Source organism: Mesorhizobium sp. B2-2-4, from assembly GCF_006442375.1.
Classification (GTDB): Bacteria; Pseudomonadota; Alphaproteobacteria; order Rhizobiales; family Rhizobiaceae; genus Mesorhizobium.
Window position 1 is genome coordinate 238,331 of the sequence record NZ_VFWB01000003.1, and the last position, 16,482, is coordinate 254,812.

Consider the following 16,482-nt stretch of genomic DNA (forward strand, 5'->3'; position numbering starts at 1 on the left):
TTTGAACTGATCAGACGACGCGCCTTAGGTCTTTGTTTTTGTGCATGTCCTCCTCCCAAACCGAAGTTACTTAGGGCGACATGGATCAGCGGTGCCACCCTTCTATGCGCACGTCGCCGAGCCGTTCGGCCTCTTCCAGCGGAACGGAGCGGATGGTCTGGGTGAAGGTCCAGACATGGCCCTCGGGATCGCGCGCCCGATACTGGCGCTCGCCGTAGAACTGGTCCGCCGGCTCCTGGATTATACCGGCACCCGCCGTCCGCGCCTGCTCGCAATGTGCATCAATGCCGTCTTTCAGCCTGACATAGACCGACTGCGTGTTCTTGCCCGAGACCGAGGCCGGGCTGGCGACGTAGTCGCTCCATTCGGAATCGACAATGATGTAGCAGTCGCCGAACCGCATCTCGGAATGGACGAGCTTGCCGTCGGCATCGCTGACCACCATGCTGCGCTCGAAGCCGAAAGCTGCCTCCAGCCAATCCAGCGCGGCCCGCGGATCCCTGTAGAACACGCCGGATCCCAAGGCGGCGTGCTTGAAGGGGTCTTCGGTCATCCGCAGGCGCTTAAGCCTGCTCGGTGCGCGCCGCGGCGCGGCGGCGACGTTCGCCCTTCTGGTTCTGCACGATGCGCACGCGCTTGACGCGGCGCGGATCGGCGTCGAGCACATGGAACTCGAAGCCAGGGATGGCCTGCACCACCTCGCCGCGCGCCGGCACCCGGCCAAGCGTGTTGAAGATCATGCCGCCGATGGTGTCGACATACTCGCCATGTTCGCCGGCGGCGAAATCCCCGCCGATCATCTTGGCAACCTCGTCGATCTCGGCCTTGCCGTCGACGACGAACACGCCTTCACCGGTCTGGGTGATCATCGGCTCGTCGTCGTCGTGCTCGTCCTCGATGTCGCCGACCACCATCTCGACGATGTCCTCGAGCGAGACAAGCCCGTCGGTGCCGCCATACTCGTCGATGACCAGCGCCATCTGCGTGCGGGTCGTCTGCATGCGGCCCATCAGATCGGAGGCCAGCATGGACGGGGGCACGAACAGCACCGGCCGGATCAGGTTCAGTTCGCCTATGGTGCGCGAGAGGTCGACCTGGGTGAGGTCGAGAACCGTGGCGGCGGGTGTCTTCCTGGTCGCCCGGCCTTTCCTGACGCGCGCAATCTTGGTGATATGGGCCAGCACGTCGCGGATATGGACCATGCCGCGCGGGTCGTCGAGCGTCTCGGCATAGACCGGCATGCGGGAATGGCCGGACTGCTCGAACATGCCAAGCAGATCGCCAAGCGTGGTCGTGATCTCGACCGCCTCGATGTCGGCGCGCGGCACCATGACGTCCTCGACGCGCACCTCGCGCAGCCGCAGGATGTTGTTGAGCATGGCGCGTTCGCCCGGCGAAAAGGATTCGACATCGCTCGTCGTCTCGGCGAGCGCGCCGGCGATCTCCTCGCGCAGGCTGGTTCCGTTGCGTTGCCTGAACAGGCCCAGAACGCGGTTGAACAGGGAAGGCCCGGCAGGCGACGGCTCACTGGCGACGCTGCCGGTGTTGGCAACACCAGGGGTAACGGTACTCGGACTTGATCCCTCTTCCGACGTGTCGGAAGCCTTGGTCGCACTGCCGGTGTCGGGGCGGACGGCAGTTTCAGGTTTGTCGTTCATCTTCGTCCGTCAATTGGTGTTTTGTAGTTACGCGTAGGGATCGGGAATGGCAAGTCTGGCGAGCGCGGCGCGCTCGACGGCCTCCATCTCCTCGGCCTCGGCATCGGTCTCGTGATCATGGCCCATGAGATGCAGCAGGCCGTGGATGACGAGATGGGAAATATGGTTCTCCAGCGGCTTGTCTTCCAGTCCCGCCTCGCGCGCCACCGTCTCCGCGGCCAGCACGATATCGCCGAGCATCGGCGGCAGGGGACCGCCCTTGGGGAAAGGAAAAGCCGGAAAAGACAAGACGTTGGTCGGCTTGTCCTTGCCGCGCCAGCCGGCATTGAGCGCCTGGACATGGGCATCGTCGGAAAAAACGACGCTGAGTTCGGAATGGCCCGTGGGGCCCGTCTCGGCGAATGCAGCGGCGGCGGCGGCGCCGACCAGCCGGACAAGCTCGGCTTCGTCCGGCCAATGCCCGGCCTCGACCGTCAGATCGATGTCGACGGGCAGCGGCGGAGCCGGCCCGTTCGGCGTTTCGGGCTCAACCATGAGGTCGCTCGATCAAATCAGCCTTCGGTCCCCAGACCGCGGGCGAGCTTGCCGTCACGGTCGTAGGCCTTGACGATCTCGGCGACCAGCGGATGCCTGACGACGTCGCCTTCATTGAAGCGGACCGTCACCATGCCGGTCACACCATCGAGGATCCGGAGCGCCTCGACAAGGCCGGACTTGGTGTTCTGCGGTAGGTCGATCTGCGTCGGGTCGCCGGTGACGATCATGCGCGAATTCTCGCCCAGACGAGTGAGGAACATCTTCATCTGCATCGGCGTGGTGTTCTGCGCCTCGTCGAGGATGACGGCGGCGTGTGCCAGCGTGCGGCCGCGCATGAAGGCGAGCGGTGCGATCTCGATCACCTCGGCGGCGATGGCGCGTTCTACCTTGTCGGCCGGCATCATGTCATAGAGCGCGTCGTAGAGCGGCCGCAGATAGGGATCGACCTTCTCCTTCATGTCGCCGGGCAGGAAGCCCAGCCGCTCGCCGGCCTCGACGGCAGGCCGCGACAGCACGATGCGCTCGACCATGCCGCGTTCGAGCAGCATCGCCGCATGCGCCACCGCCAGGTAGGTTTTGCCGGTACCGGCCGGGCCGATGCCGAACACCAGTTCCGAGCGCTCCAGCGCCCGCATATAGGCATCCTGCGTGAGCGAGCGGGCGTAGATCGTCTTCTTGCGCGTCGAGATCTGGGCGGCGGAAACCTTGCCCTTGCGCTCCAGCGTCGGCAGCGTGAGCTGGTCATCGGCGGCGACCGCCATGCGCACGGCGCCGTCGACATCGGACTGGCCGATATCCACCCCCTTCTGGAGAATGCCGTAGAGATTGTCGAGCGCCCGGCGGGCCTGCTCGGCGGCGGAAGCCGATCCCTTGATGGTCAGCTGGTTGCCGCGCGAGCGGATGTCGACGCCCAGTTTCTGCTCGAGCCGGGCGAGGTTCTCGTCGAACTGGCCGTAGAGGGCGCTGGCAAGCTTGTTGTTGTCGAAAGTCAGTACGATGTGCGCCATGTCAGAAGCCCCAGATGCCGGTACCGGGGGCAGGTTCTTCAGCTCCGCTGCGCTCAACCGTCTCTCCTCATCTGCCGAGGTCATCAGACCAATTCGGCGAACAGGCTATTGTAACCCGTCTTCGTGATTCGCACCTGGATAATGTCACCGATTTCGCCGGCCTTTTCATCAACAATAACGGGCTGAAGCCAAGGTGAGCGTCCGACCTTCTGGCCGGCCTGGCGACCTGGCTTCTCAATCAGCGTATCTATGGTGCGGCCGACGAGACTCAAGCCGAAATCCTGCTGCTGCTTCAAAAGCAGCGCCTGGAGCCGCTGCAAACGCTCGTCCTTGACCGCTTCCGGCACATGGCCGGCCATCTCGGCGCCCGGCGTGCCGGGGCGCGGCGAATATTTGAACGAGAAGGCCGAGGCGTAGTTCACCTGGCGCACCAGCTCCATCGTCGCCTCGAAATCCGCCTCGGTCTCGCCGGGGAAACCGACGATGAAATCGCCCGACAGCGCGATATCGGGCCGCACGGCGCGGATGCGGTCGAGCAGCGCCAGATAATCATCCGCCGTGTGCCTGCGGTTCATCGCCTTCAGGATGCGGTCGGACCCGGATTGCACCGGCAGATGCAGATACGGCATCAGTGCCGGCAGGTCGCGATGGGCCGCTATCAGCTCGTCGTCCATGTCGCGCGGGTGGCTCGTGGTGTAGCGCAGGCGCGCCAGCCCGGGAATTTCGGCCAGCCTGAACAGAAGGCGGCCAAGGCCCCATTCCTCGCCGTTTTCGCCTTGCCCATGCCAGGCATTGACGTTCTGGCCAAGCAGCGTCACCTCGCGCACCCCGGCTTCCGCCAGGCGCTCGGCTTCGGCGACGATCTGTGCCACCGGCCGCGACACTTCGGACCCCCTGGTGTAGGGCACGACGCAGAAGGTGCAGAACTTGTCGCAGCCCTCCTGGACGGTGAGGAAGGCGGTGACGCCGCGCTTGATCACCTCGGCGCGCTTCGGCTGCGGCAAGTGCTCGAACTTGTCCTCAATGGCGTAGTCGGTTTCGACGATCTTCTCGCCGCCGCGCACCCTGGCCAGTACGTCCGGCAGCCGGTGATAGGTCTGCGGGCCGATGACCAGGTCGACGGCGGGCGAGCGGCGGATGATCTCGGCGCCTTCGGCCTGCGCCACGCAACCCGCGACGCCGATCAGCAATTCGCGGCCGGCGGCGGCGCGTTCGGCCTTCATTTCGCGGATGCGGCCGAGCTCGGAATAGACCTTTTCAGCCGCTTTTTCCCTGATATGGCAGGTGTTTAGCAGCACCAGATCGGCTTCGCCGATGGTCTGCGTCGCCGTGTAGCCGTCGGCGGCCAGCGCATCTGTCATGCGCTGCGAGTCATAGACGTTCATCTGGCAGCCATAAGTCTTGACGAAGACCTTTTTCGCTGCCGCGGAAATCACTGGCTGCTGTCCAGCCGCAGTGCCGATGTCGTCGGTTTCAACCGTGTTCAAGTCCATCCGGCGGCTTCTAACGCCTTTCCGCGACAAAAAACAGACGATTCTGCCTGGGGGCCTTCGGGATTCAGCGGCTCGGGCGCGGCGCGGCCAGTGCCGCCTGCATCATTTCGCGCACGCGGCTTTCCATCAGCTTCGCCGTTTCCTTCCGGTTCGACCCCTTGGCGAAGGCGATCGGTTCGCCGAAATGCACCTCGACATCGAGCGCGCCTTCGGCCATCAGCACCTTGAGGTGCGGCATCAGATCCTCGTCGCCGATCCACGCCGCGATCGGCCGGTGCCGGCGGCCGAGCGGCACGCCATGCAACCGGGTATAGGCGATCGCTACCGGCTGGATGAAGACCTGCTCCGCCGCGCCCTCCGAAATCGCCATTGAGGCGGCACCGAACAGCGTGCTCTTGAAGGGCAGGACGATGTTGCCGTCGCCCGTCGAGCCCTCGGCAAACAGCACCATGGCATCGCCCTTGGCCATGCGGTTGGCGATCTCGCTCGCCTGGTCGCCGGACGAGCGCTTGCGCTCACGCTCGATGAAGACGGTGCGCTGCAGCTTCGACAGCATGCCGATCAGCGGCCAGCCTTCCATGTCGGCCCTGGCGATGAACTTCACATCGGCAAACGAACCCAGCACCATGATGTCGGTCCAGGAGATGTGATTTGAGGCAATCAACAAGGGGCGGCGGTCGGACATCGTGCCGTTTACATGGATGCGCATGCCGAGCGCCCTGACGATCAGCCTGTGCCAGATCTTAAGGATGAAGGTTTCCGGCCACCAGCCGGTCTTCATCGACAGGACCTGCAAAGGCACCAGGATCAGCGAACCGGCGACGACCAGCCCTATCGCCAGGAGAATCCTGATTTTTCCGATCATCGCTCCACCCCGAAACCCTGGCTAGCGAAGATCGCGGCGCATGACAAGCGCGCCGGTCGGTCCATGCTCGGGCGACCTGTAATAGTTGGGGCGCTTGCCGACCTCGCGGAATCCGAGACGCCTGTAGAGGGCGATCGCGGCGACATTGGTCTCGTCGACCTCGAGGAAGAGCGCTTCGGCGCGTTGCGCGTGCAGTTCGCGCAGCACCGCGTCCATCAACTGCCAGCCGAGCCCCTGGCGGCGATGCGACCGCGCCACTGCAACGGTCAGGATCTCGCCTTCGCCGGCCGCCAGCCGGGCCAGCACGAAGCCGACCGGCGGCTTGGCGCCCTGCCCGGTTTCGCGCGCGGCATAGCCGAACACGGTGTCCTGTTCGAGCAAGGCCGCGAACTCGCCATCGGTCCAGGGGCGGACGAAGTCCTCGCGGTGCAGCAGCGAGACCGCCGGACTGTCGGTGGTCCTGAGCGGTTCGAGCGCGTAATCGCGGCGGCGCGACTGGAGAAAAGGTATGCGCATTATTTCCCTTGCCTGGAAAGTATGAACCCGGCCTGCGGCTTGGCGTCGGCGCCGCGCAGATAAAGAGGTTTCGGCCTCTCGCCGTCGCCCTTGGCGACCGCCAGGCGGGCGTAAGTGAGAATGTCCGCGGTCGCCGTCTCGGGTCCGATGTCGAAGGAGCGTCCGGCGGATGCCGCGATCCGCGTCGCGGCGGTTCCGGCGAGCACCGAAGACCGCTCGCTCGCCATGGCCACGGCATCCGCCAGTGTGACCACGGCCGGACCGTAAGTCAAAACCGACATCTCATCATAGAGAGCGGCATGGATCTCCTCGCGGCCGGCATCGAGCGCGGCCAGCACGGCGCGCCCGGGAAATGCCCGTGCCGCCTCGGCTGCCAGCGCCTCGAGCGTCGTCACGCCGATTGCAGGCACCTTGAGCGCCAGCGCCAGGCCACGCGCCGTGGAAACCCCGACACGCAGACCGGTGAAGGAACCGGGGCCGACGGAGACGGCGATGGCGCCAAGGCCGGCATAGGCGGTTGCGCCGGCCTTCAGCGCCTCGGCGATGACTGCCATCAGATGCTCGGCATGGCCCTTGCCTAAATCGAGCACCGCGCGGCCGAGTTCCTGCCTCGCCACGGCATCATAGACGCAGGCGGCGCAGAGGTTGGCGGCACAGTCGATGGCGAGCACTTTCATGAAACGACCGGTTCGAAAAACAATTCCCTGTGCCTGCCACAGCGCGCCACCGCAAGGGGAAAGCGCATAATTTCTTAAGCGGCTTCGCTCCGACGCAGCGGGAAGGTGTCTATGCGGCCGGCTGTATGCGCAGCATATGGTTGTCCCAGACGTAGTCCGGTTCGGACCGTGTCGCGCCATTGCCCTCGACGATTTCGCCGGCTCCGGTGGTAGCCATGAAACCCGTCCCGTCTGGCGCCACGCCGCAGACCTCGACCAGTGCGCTTGACGAGACGAGCCGCCCGCTCGCCGCATCGATCACCACAAGCGAATTGCCTTCCGGCGAAGAGACGGCAATGGTGCCGGCAACCGGATTGGCGGCGACGGAACCGATATAGTTGCGGAAGCCGGACAGGACATCCCGCGGCATGTCGAGGAGCTGCAAATCCTTGCCGCGCGCGGCGCGGCCGACCAGCAGCGGACGGTCGGTGCCGGGCCCCCTGTACTGGCAGCCGAACCAGACGGTGCCGGTCTGGTCGGTGTCCATGTGGCGGATCGACAGCTGGTGCAGCGCCGCCGGCAATTCGTGCTTCTCGACCAGATCGCCGGTGACACGGTCGATGAGCACATAGGACGGCTTCATGGTGGCGATGTTGAGCTCGGCGCGGCCATAATCGGGATGAGTCTCGATGCCGCCATTGGCAACGGCGATCGTCCTGCCGTCGCCCAGGAGCAGAAGCTCGTGGGGTCCCATGCCATAGGTCGGGAATTCACCAAGGCGCTTGAATTTCGCCCGCGCGTCGTAGACGCCGACGACGCCGGTCGCGTTGTCGAAATCGTTCTCGGTGGCATAAAGCAAGGCGCCGTCCGGGGAGAACACGCCATGGCCGAAGAAATGCCGGCCGGTGATGCTGGCGATGGTCAGCGGTTCATCGCGCCCGGCGTGATCGAAGACCACGGCGAAGGTGCCGGGCTGGCGGGCGAACACCACTGAGCGCTTCGATATGGGATCGAAGGTGACGTCGTGGCCGCGGTCGGGCAAGTCGATCGCGTGCAGGAGCTTGCCGGCCTCGGACAGGATTGCGGCGCCATAGCTGCCGTCGCGCTTGACGAAGGCGGTGGCGAAGACGGCATCGGCGGCAAGCGTATTTGCCCAGGCCGGCGGCGCCATCGCGGCGGCAAAACCGATGCCCGCGGCTCTCAGGAAATCGCGACGGTCAATGAGGGAGGTTTTCACGCTCAGTCCCCATCCAGCGAGGAAAAACCGGCGGTCAGGCCGAATTCGGCGGTCAGCCTGGTGCCGAACAGGGTCGACAGGCTGGAGGTGATCAGCGCGAGATGCTCGAGCTTTGCGCGCAGCGCCGGGTCGGCGAGCGCCATGTCGATCGGGCCCTGGACCGACTTCGCGGTGGCGACGCCGTTGACCAGCTGGATACGGATCGATTCCGCCATCCAGCGCGCATCGGCCGGCAGCGCATCGCCGAGCTTCGAGGCCTCGAACAGCCCGTCGATGCCGGCAAGGTTTCCGGCCAGCGAATTGGTGGTGTTTTGCGAACGCCAGTAGATCGCCTGTTTCGGCTTGTCCGTCTCCGGCTTGCCGCCCAGGAAGCCTTTCAGGCGCACGTCGCGAACCATGTCCAGCTCGTTGATGAAGATGCCGACCAGTTCCGTCACCGCTTCCGTGCCGTCGCGATAGAGCGGATTCTGCGGCCCCGGATTGGCCCAGAGCGCCGCAAAGCCGTCCGGCCTGTTCCAGGCGTCGGCGACATCGCCGGCCATGGTTTCGATGTTGCCGGCAACCGCCGCGCCATAGGCGCAGCGATAGGGATCGTTCTTGCCGGCAAGCGCATCGGCGCCGTCACCGTAGAGCACGAACTCCAAGGCGCCGAGCCCCTGCATGGCGACGCTCTTGCCGGAAAGCTGTGCCGGATCGGTGGCGCTCGGGTCTTGGGCCGCCAGCGCGGCCTGCACCTGTTTCAGGCCGATGCTTTTGCGATCCGGCCAAAACAGCATTCGCTCCAGCCGGTTGTTTTCCTTGATCGGGCCGAACCCGATGATCTCGGCCGACGACCAGGCATCCACCGTGCGCGAGAATTCGGCGCGTGCCGCATCGAGATCGCCCTTTGAGGGTTTTTCGCAAAGCGCGTGCATCGCCTTGTTCAAGCCCGCCGCGCGGTCGTGCAGACTGGCATAGGCCGGCCGGACAAAGCCGTCGATTGCCCGCTGGATGACGTCGGTGGCCTTCACCGCCGCCGATGTGGGGCTGACGCCCAGCAGGGCCAGAGGAAGAAGGATTACCAGCGCGGAACGCTTCAACATCACAGGGACTCCAGGAATTTGACCAAGGCATCGCGGTCGGCCGCATCGGCGGCGGCGAAGCGGTCGCGCGATTTCTGGCCCTCGCCGCCATGCCAAAGAATCGCCTCGACCAGGCTGCGGGCGCGGCCATCGTGCAGATAAAAATTGTTGCCGTTGACCGTTTCGGTGAGGCCTATGCCCCATAGCGGCGGCGTGCGCCATTCGTTGCCCGTCGCCTCGCCCACCGCCTGGCCGTCGGCAAGGCCGGGGCCCATGTCGTGCAGCAGGAAGTCGGAATAGGGCCAGATAAGCTGGAAGGCCTGCGCCTTGTTGGGCGCGTCGCGGCGGGTTACGAATTTCGGCGCGTGGCAGGAAACGCAGCCGATCTCGTAGAACAATTTCTTGCCGGCGAGCACATCAGGGGCGCCGAGGTCGCGGCGTGCCGGCACGGCCAGGTTCTGCGAATAGAAGGTGACGAGGTCCATGACCGGCGCCGGCGCCTCGGCCTGACCGAGCCGCTCCTGCACGCCATCCGGCATGGCAAAGCAATCCTTCTCGGCGGCGGTGCAGTCGCCCCAATGTTTGGGCTCCTCCGGCGTCGAGATGCCGATGTCGCCGGCAAAGGCATCCGCGGCCTGCTGGCGGATCGACGCGGTCTGCGCCTTCCAGCCGAAACGACCAAGGGTGAGCTCGCCGCTCATGCCGTCGCGCACGATGTTCGGCCTGCCGGAAATGCCGTCGCCGTCCCGGTCGTTCGGATCGGCATGGGCGAGTATATCAGCGGGCGCGATCTGCTCGATGAGGCCAAGCCCGATCATCGGCGGCGTCAGGCGCGGCGACAGCGTGGTGCGCGGATCGAGCGGGCCGTAGGCCAGATCATCGACCGCGTAAGTGGGCTTGCGCAGCGAAACCACGGTGCCGTCGCCGAGCCCGACTTTTTCCTCGCTGTAATCGACGCGCATCCGGCCCTCGCCGCGGAGGCCGGGGACGGCAAGATCCTGCAGCTGCGAACCGTAGACCGGATCGGGGATGTTGAGCAGCCTGTGGTCGGCAAGCCCAGCCTTCTCCTCCTCGGTGCTCGCCTCGCGCGCCAGCCGCAGGAACATCGACGTGCTGCCGGTGCCTTGCGGCGGACGGCCGCGGCCGTCCTTCAGATGACAGTTCTGGCAGGCGCGTTCGTTGAACAGCGGTCCGAGCCCGTCGGAAGCCTGCGTCGAGGACGGCGACGAGACCCAATTCTTGCGGAACAGGGCGTTGCCCAGCTTGAAGGTGCCTTCTTCCTCGAAGGTGATGTTGGCCGACGATTGCGAGAAGGAATCGCGGTTGACGTCCTTCCTGGATGTGCCGGCGCCGCCTTGCATCAATTCGAACTGCTCGGGTTTCGAGAAGTCCTTGGTCGGCCTGGTAACGGCTGTGACGCGCGCCTGATCCTTCGGGCTGAGGTCGGTGCGCGTGGCGGCGAAATTGGCGGGCTGCTGCGAGCCGGACCCGCCCGTGGCGAAGGTCAAAAGAATGATGGCGGCCGAACCGGAAAGCACGACGCTTCCCGGTTTTCTGTTTGACAACAGGCCTTCGGCCCGCCGCCAGCGGCGCAGCAATGCTAGGGTGCGCCGCATTCCCGCATGCCCTTACTCCGCCTCGTCCGCCGATGCGGCATTGAGCTGGCCGTATTTTTCCTCGCCGATCGAGGCAAGCAGATCGAGCTGCGTCTCGAGGAAGTCGATGTGCCCCTCCTCGTCGGCCAAGAGTTCCTCGAACAGTTTCATGCTGACATAGTCGCCGGCTTCGTTGCAGACCTCGCGCGAGCGCTTGTAGGCGGTGCGAGCGTCATACTCGCCGGCAAGGTCGGATTCGAGCACTTCCTTCACGTTCTGTCCGATACGCAGCGGCGCCACGGACTGCAGATTGGGGTGCCCTTCCAGGAAGATGATCCGGGCCACGAGCTTGTCGGCATGGTGCATCTCCTCGATCGATTCGGCGCGTTCCTTCTTGGCGAGCTTGGCGTATCCCCAGTCCTCCAGCAGACGGAAATGGACCCAATACTGATTGACGGCACCAAGCTCCAGGAACAGAGCCTCGTTAAGCCGCTCGATGATCTGTGGTTCGCCTTTCATGGGTTCTGCTCCCGTATTGGACGCGCAGGCCTCTGACGCGATCCAGATGTGAAACGATGTCCACGCCGCTCGCCTGCGAGCGGGCGTGGTAGTTCTCGGTGACCCGAATGATCGTTTCGACCACATTTGGGAAGCAGCCGCAACAGCGACCGCGCTTGTGCATGGCGTGATAGACTTTTGCCGGCACGATGAGCTGCCAGGGATCCTGGTCCAGCAGCCCGACGATCGTCTGCTCAATCTCCTTCTCGGTGATGATGTTGCAATGGCAGATCAGCATAAACTTGCTCGGATGGCTGACGGCGCCTTCCGCGCCGTGTGGCTTGACTCTATCTTCCCCGCGCCGAAGCCCTTTGTGACTTCGGCCCGGGCTTCCAGGCTTCGACGCTTACTGGAACACCTTGTCCGGCGCATCAAGGCTGTCTGAACCCTCAAAGGCTATGGCGTTGAGCTTCAGCGCGCCGACGGCGCGTTCGACCGATTTGGTCTGGTCGATCAGTGCGTCGATTGCCGCCTGCACCGTGGCGTTGCCCTCGGTGTTGCCTTCGGCGATCTGCTGGTCGTAAGCCTCGCCGCCTTCGGCGCGGGCCTTGATCGCCTCCATCTTGGCGACGGTGACATCGAGCTTGTCAGACAGTTCCTTGTCGATGGCCGGATCGGCCGCCTTGACCATGTCCGCCACCGACGGCCCTGAAATAACGGTGCCGTCCAGCCTGGTGTAGCTGGCGTGATAGGCGGCGCGGATGCCGACGGCGTCATAGAGATGGGAATTGTAGGTGTTGTCGGAGAAGCAGTCATGCTCCTCTTCCGGATCGTGCAGCAGCAGGCCGAGTTTCATGCGCTCGCCGGCGAGTTCGCCGTAGGAGAGCGAGCCCATGCCGGTGAAGATGGCCGAAATGGCGGCGTTCGGCTCGCCGTCGACCAGGTTCTTGCGCGCAGCGCCGCCTTCCTTCCAGTCGCCGACCATCTCCTGGAGGTCGGACACCAAAAGCGTGCTGGCCGACTTCAGATATTCCGCGCGGCGGTCGCAATTGCCGCCGGTGCAGTTCTTGAGATCATAGTCGGTGTAGGGGCGCTCGCCGGCGCCCGGTCCGGTGCCGTGCAGGTCCTGACCCCAGAGCAGGAACTCGATGGCATGGTAGCCGGTGGCGACATTGGCCTCCACGCCGCCGGCCTCCTGCAGCGTGCCGGAGAGGAATTCCGGCGAAAGCTTCGAGGCGTCCACCTTCTTGCCGTTGATCTCGATCTCCTTGTTGGCGATCACATTGGCCGTGTAGAGCGAATTCGCGTCGGATTCTGTGCCGTAGCTCTTGGCGACATAATCGATCAGGCCTTCGTCCAGCGGCCAGGAATTCACCCTGCCTTCCCAGTCGTCGACGATCTTGTTGCCGAAGCGGTAGACCTCGGTCTGCTGGTAGGGAACGCGCGATGCCTTCCAGGCCTCGCGGGCGGCATTGAGCGTCTCGGCCGAAGGCTTGGCCAACAAGGTATCGACCGCCTTGTCGAGCGCCTGCGCGGTGGTCAGCGAATCCTCGTATTTGGCAAGCGCGATGTCGGCATAGGTCTTGATGACCGCCTTGGGATCGCTCTCGGCCTTGGCCGGCAGCACGAACACCGCCGCCGTCAGCAGCGCCGTGGCACTGATCGCCGCAAGCCTGCTGCCATGTCGTGCCGTCATTATCACTCTCCAGTTTTTCGGGAATTTTGTGAACGGCGCGCGCGACAACCGGCGCCAGGCCATGTGCAGGCCGTCATTCGCGGGGCATGCCGCGCTGTCGCGCGGGTCGAAGAAGAAAGACACCAAAATGCCTCCAATCGAAAGGGTTCAAGGCCCAGACATCAAAGGGATGCGCCGATGCGCGAGGCCCCATAAAGCTTCAGGACAGATGGAAGTCAACGAAAATCGACAGGAAAACTCAATCGAAACAACAGTTTAGAATTATTCTAAACTGCGATACTCAACTTTAGCCGCCTGCACCGTGTGCCGACTTCATCGCCAAACTGTCCGATTGACAGCCGCCGTTCCGGGTGCGACCCGCAAATGCCCCCTTGCGGCGGCGCCAGACAATTGCCACGTGGCGAGACATCCTAAAATCAAGTTCGGGATCGGAATGCGATGAAGAACGGCGTGGTCATTGTCGGTGCGGGACATGCGGGCGTGCAGGCGGCGGCAAGCCTGCGCGAGGACGATTATGACGGGCCGGTGATCCTCGTCGGCGATGAGAACGAGCTGCCCTATCACAAGCCGCCGCTGTCGAAGACCTTCATCAAGGATGCCGAGGCCAAGCCGCAACCCTTGCGTGGCGAGGCATTTTACACCGGCAGCGCCGTCGACTACCGGCCGGGCGTTCGGATCGACCGCATCGATGCCGGACGTCGCCGTTTGGAGATATCAGGCGGCGGCGAACTTGCCTTCGATCATCTGATCCTCGCCACCGGCTCGCGCCCGCGCCTGCTGCCGCTGCCCGGCGTGGATCTGTCCGGTGTAGTGTCGCTGCGCTCGCTTTCCGATGCGCGGCTGATCCGGGACTTGAGCACACGGAGCGAAGACGTCGTCATCCTCGGCGGCGGCTTCATCGGGCTGGAGATCGCGGCGACGCTGCGCGCGGCCGGCCGCACCGTAACGGTCGTGGAAGCGGTCGACCGGCTGCTTGGCCGCGCCGTGGCGCCGATCGTGGCGGGCCATGTCCGCCAGCGGCTGGAAGCGACCGGCGTGCACATTCTAACCGGCACCACGATCGCAAGGCTCGAAGGCGAAAACGGCCATGTCACGGCCGCGATCACCTCGTCAGGCGAAAGGCTGCCGGCGCGCATGGTCGTCGTCGGCATCGGCGCCGTGCCCAATGTCGAACTGGCCGGGGAAGCCGGCCTCACCATCGCCAACGGCATTCGCGTCGACCACCAGATGCGCAGCTCGGTGCCGGAAATCCTCGCCATCGGCGACGCCGCCTCCTATCGACACTGGTTCACCGGGGGCGACGTGCGGCTGGAATCGGTACAGAACGCTACCGACCAGGCGCGGCTTGCCGCGCGCACCATAACGGGCCATGCCGACGCCTATTCGGCCGTGCCCTGGTTCTGGTCCGACATCGGCGACATGAAGCTGCAGATGGTCGGTCTGACGTCCGGCGGCGACAGCCATGTCGTGCTGGGCGATCTCGCCGACAACAAGTTCTCGATCTACCACTATGCCGCAGACAGGCTGCTCGGCATCGAATCGGTCAACCGCCCCGGCGACCACATGCTCGGCCGCAAGATGCTGAGCGCCGGCTTCTCGCCGGCGCCACAGACGGTGGCAGCGGGGCCGGACGGATTGAAAGCGGCGCTGGCCGCGTTCCAGAACAAAGAGTCAGCCGAGGCCAGTGCCTAAGATTGCCAATTTTTGCCATAGGCTATAAAATGCCTGAATGAGCACCATGAACATCTCCCTGCCGGAAAGCTTGAAGCATTTTGTCGATCAGCAAGTGACCGATCGCGGCTATGGCACGAGCAGCGAGTATGTGCGTGAATTGATCCGCCGCGATCAGGATCGTCAGCTTCTGCGCAGCTTGCTCCTTGAGGGCGCATCGTCCGCCCCGGGCGCTCCGGTTGACGACGATTATTTCGCCGCGCTGCGGAAACGGGCGCAGGGCCAATAGAGTAGGTGCCCATAAAGGCGATCATTCCTCGAAAACTAGCCCTGCGGGATGTCGAGGATGCTGTCGATTACTATACGCGAGAAGCTGGTTCGCGCGCGGCATTGGGCTACATCGAGGAGCTTCAAAACGCCTACAAACTGCTAGCCAGCCATCCGGCATCGGGCTCTCTGAGATATGGCTACGAAATTGGATTGCCTGGTCTGCGTAGCGTGCAAGTCAGGCGCTATCCATACCTGATTTTTTATCTTGAACAGACCGACCATATCGATGTTTGGCGGGTGCTGCACGCCAAGATGGACATTCCAGCCTGGTTACAGAATCCGAGCTCCTGACGGCACGTTCACCGGGCTCAGTGTAAGCCGTCAGGAGAAATGGGCGCCGGCCCTTCAGGCAGCGCGAACCTCGCGGATCGAGCTTTCCAGAATGTCGAGCGCCTCGTTCATGATGCCGTCCTGGATGGTGAGCGGCGCCAGGAAGCGGATGACGTTGCCGTGAACGCCGCAGGTGAGCAGGATCAGCCCCTTGTCGAGCGCCTTCAGCCTGACCGCATTGGCCATCTCCGCCGATGGCAAGCCCTTCCTGACGTCGTTGAACTCGACCGCGTTCATGAAACCGGGGCCACGGATGTCGACGATTTCGGGGACGTCGTCGCGGATCGAGCCCAGACGCTGCTTCAGCCTGGCGCCGAGCGAGTTGGCGCGGTCGCACAGTTTCTCTTCCTCGATCACGTCAAGCACCGCGTGCGCGGCGGCAACGCCGATCGGGCTGCCGCCATAAGTTCCGCCCAGCCCGCCGGGGCCAGGCGCATCCATGATCTCGGCGCGGCCGGTGACCGCCGCCAGCGGAAAGCCGCCGGCCAGGCCCTTGGCCATGGTGGTGATGTCGGCGGTCACCTCATGGTGCTCCATGGCAAACATCTTGCCGGTGCGGGCAAAGCCGGTCTGCACCTCGTCGGCAATGAGCAGGATGCCGTGCTGATTGCAGATCTTGCGCAGCGCGGTCATGAAATCGCGCGGCGCCTCGTAGAAACCGCCCTCGCCCTGCACCGGCTCGACGATGATGGCCGCGACCCTGGCCGGATCGACGTCGGCCTTGAACAGGCGATCGAGCGCGGCAAGCGAATCGGCCACCGACACGCCGTGCAGCGGCACCGGGAACGGGGCGTGGAAAACGTCGGCCGGCATGGCGCCGAAGCCGACCTTGTAGGGCACGACCTTGCCGGTCAGCGCCATGCCCATGAAGGTACGGCCATGGAAGCCGCCGGCAAAGGCGATGACGGCCTGGCGGCCGGTGGCATTGCGGGCGATCTTGATGACGTTCTCGACCGCCTCCGCGCCGGTGGTGACGAAGATCGTCTTCTTCTCGAACTTGCCCGGAAGTATGCCGTTCAGCCGCTCGGCCAGCCGTACATAGCTCTCATAGGGCACCACCTGGTGGCAGGTGTGGGTGAAGCGGTCGAGCTGCGCCTTGACCGCCTCGATGACCTTGGGGTGGCGATGGCCGGTGTTGACGACGGCGATGCCGGAGGAGAAATCGATGTAGCGGCGGCCCTCGACATCCCAGATCTCCGAGTTCTCGGCCCGGTCGGCGTAAATCTGCGTGGTCATACCGACACCGCGCGAGATCGACTGGCTCTTGCGTTCGGAAATGGCTGAGTTCTTCATGATGTCCCTCATAGGGCCGGCGCCCGTTCTGCTTGATCA

At 64.4% G+C, this 16,482-nt stretch carries 18 protein-coding genes; 3 read left to right on the forward strand and 15 right to left on the reverse strand.

Translation table 11 applies throughout. The features are described 5' to 3' along the window. Positions 1 to 85: 85 nt before the first annotated feature. The 14 genes from FJ959_RS09405 to FJ959_RS09470 form a co-directional block, all read right to left on the reverse strand. The gene (locus FJ959_RS09405) at positions 86 to 553 is read right to left on the reverse strand and encodes a VOC family protein (protein ID WP_140496804.1); all 468 of its coding nucleotides are present in this window, start codon (positions 551 to 553) and stop codon (positions 86 to 88) included. 10 nt (positions 554 to 563) lie between these two features. Further along, positions 564 to 1,658, reverse strand: a complete 1,095-nt coding sequence (locus tag FJ959_RS09410) for a hemolysin family protein (protein WP_140629784.1) — start codon at positions 1,656 to 1,658, stop codon at positions 564 to 566. A 27-nt stretch (positions 1,659 to 1,685) separates the two neighbouring features. Beyond that, positions 1,686 to 2,192: an rRNA maturation RNase YbeY gene (gene ybeY, locus FJ959_RS09415; RefSeq protein ID WP_140624828.1), complete on the reverse strand. Its 507-nt coding sequence runs from the start codon at positions 2,190 to 2,192 to the stop codon at positions 1,686 to 1,688. 17 nt (positions 2,193 to 2,209) lie between these two features. Further along, positions 2,210 to 3,202, reverse strand: coding sequence for a PhoH family protein (locus FJ959_RS09420; RefSeq protein WP_224518987.1), 993 nt, complete (start codon positions 3,200 to 3,202; stop codon positions 2,210 to 2,212). Positions 3,203 to 3,285: 83 nt separating this feature from the next. Further along, positions 3,286 to 4,695 carry a tRNA (N6-isopentenyl adenosine(37)-C2)-methylthiotransferase MiaB gene (gene miaB / locus FJ959_RS09425; RefSeq protein ID WP_140629787.1) on the reverse strand — a complete coding sequence of 470 codons (1,410 nt, stop codon included), beginning with the start codon at positions 4,693 to 4,695 and terminating at the stop codon, positions 3,286 to 3,288. Positions 4,696 to 4,759: 64 nt separating this feature from the next. Further along, positions 4,760 to 5,560, reverse strand: a complete 801-nt coding sequence (locus tag FJ959_RS09430) for a lysophospholipid acyltransferase family protein (RefSeq protein WP_140629790.1) — start codon at positions 5,558 to 5,560, stop codon at positions 4,760 to 4,762. A 21-nt stretch (positions 5,561 to 5,581) separates the two neighbouring features. Beyond that, positions 5,582 to 6,076, reverse strand: coding sequence for a ribosomal protein S18-alanine N-acetyltransferase (rimI, locus tag FJ959_RS09435; RefSeq protein WP_140629792.1), 495 nt, complete (start codon positions 6,074 to 6,076; stop codon positions 5,582 to 5,584). After that, on the reverse strand, positions 6,076 to 6,753 hold the full coding sequence (gene tsaB / locus FJ959_RS09440; protein WP_140629794.1) for a tRNA (adenosine(37)-N6)-threonylcarbamoyltransferase complex dimerization subunit type 1 TsaB: 678 nt from the start codon (positions 6,751 to 6,753) through the stop codon (positions 6,076 to 6,078). The genes rimI and tsaB overlap by 1 nt, the downstream gene beginning before the upstream one ends. Before the next feature lie 109 nt (positions 6,754 to 6,862). Further along, complete coding sequence (locus FJ959_RS09445; protein ID WP_140629797.1) at positions 6,863 to 7,969, reverse strand: DUF1513 domain-containing protein; 1,107 nt, start codon at positions 7,967 to 7,969, stop codon at positions 6,863 to 6,865. Positions 7,970 to 7,971: 2 nt separating this feature from the next. Then, positions 7,972 to 9,051 (reverse strand): imelysin family protein, encoded by a 1,080-nt coding sequence (locus tag FJ959_RS09450; RefSeq protein ID WP_140629799.1) that lies wholly within the window; start codon positions 9,049 to 9,051, stop codon positions 7,972 to 7,974. Next, the gene (locus FJ959_RS09455; protein WP_140629802.1) at positions 9,051 to 10,646 is read right to left on the reverse strand and encodes a di-heme oxidoredictase family protein; all 1,596 of its coding nucleotides are present in this window, start codon (positions 10,644 to 10,646) and stop codon (positions 9,051 to 9,053) included. The genes FJ959_RS09450 and FJ959_RS09455 overlap by 1 nt, the downstream gene beginning before the upstream one ends. Before the next feature lie 12 nt (positions 10,647 to 10,658). Then, a complete protein-coding gene (gene bfr / locus FJ959_RS09460; RefSeq protein ID WP_140496826.1) occupies positions 10,659 to 11,144 on the reverse strand; it encodes a bacterioferritin in 486 nt (161 codons plus the stop codon). Beyond that, positions 11,110 to 11,421, reverse strand: a complete 312-nt coding sequence (locus FJ959_RS09465; protein ID WP_140523850.1) for a (2Fe-2S)-binding protein — start codon at positions 11,419 to 11,421, stop codon at positions 11,110 to 11,112. The genes bfr and FJ959_RS09465 overlap by 35 nt, the downstream gene beginning before the upstream one ends. Positions 11,422 to 11,529: 108 nt before the next feature. After that, a complete protein-coding gene (locus FJ959_RS09470) occupies positions 11,530 to 12,819 on the reverse strand; it encodes an imelysin family protein (protein ID WP_140513142.1) in 1,290 nt (429 codons plus the stop codon). A gap of 438 nt (positions 12,820 to 13,257) precedes the next feature. Here FJ959_RS09470 and FJ959_RS09475 point away from each other — a divergent pair, with 438 nt between their 5' ends. Genes FJ959_RS09475 through FJ959_RS09485 form a run of 3 tightly spaced genes read left to right on the forward strand, consistent with a single transcriptional unit; the run spans position 13,258 to position 15,111 of the window. Then, on the forward strand, positions 13,258 to 14,511 hold the full coding sequence (locus FJ959_RS09475) for an FAD-dependent oxidoreductase (protein WP_140629805.1): 1,254 nt from the start codon (positions 13,258 to 13,260) through the stop codon (positions 14,509 to 14,511). A gap of 37 nt (positions 14,512 to 14,548) precedes the next feature. Further along, a complete protein-coding gene (locus FJ959_RS09480; protein ID WP_140629808.1) occupies positions 14,549 to 14,779 on the forward strand; it encodes a type II toxin-antitoxin system ParD family antitoxin in 231 nt (76 codons plus the stop codon). A gap of 11 nt (positions 14,780 to 14,790) precedes the next feature. After that, positions 14,791 to 15,111, forward strand: coding sequence for a type II toxin-antitoxin system RelE/ParE family toxin (locus tag FJ959_RS09485; RefSeq protein WP_181167355.1), 321 nt, complete (start codon positions 14,791 to 14,793; stop codon positions 15,109 to 15,111). A 54-nt stretch (positions 15,112 to 15,165) separates the two neighbouring features. On the opposite strand, the gene FJ959_RS09490 is transcribed toward FJ959_RS09485, so the two are convergent. Continuing rightward, positions 15,166 to 16,443: a 4-aminobutyrate--2-oxoglutarate transaminase gene (locus FJ959_RS09490; RefSeq protein ID WP_140629811.1), complete on the reverse strand. Its 1,278-nt coding sequence runs from the start codon at positions 16,441 to 16,443 to the stop codon at positions 15,166 to 15,168. Positions 16,444 to 16,482 lie beyond the last annotated feature (39 nt).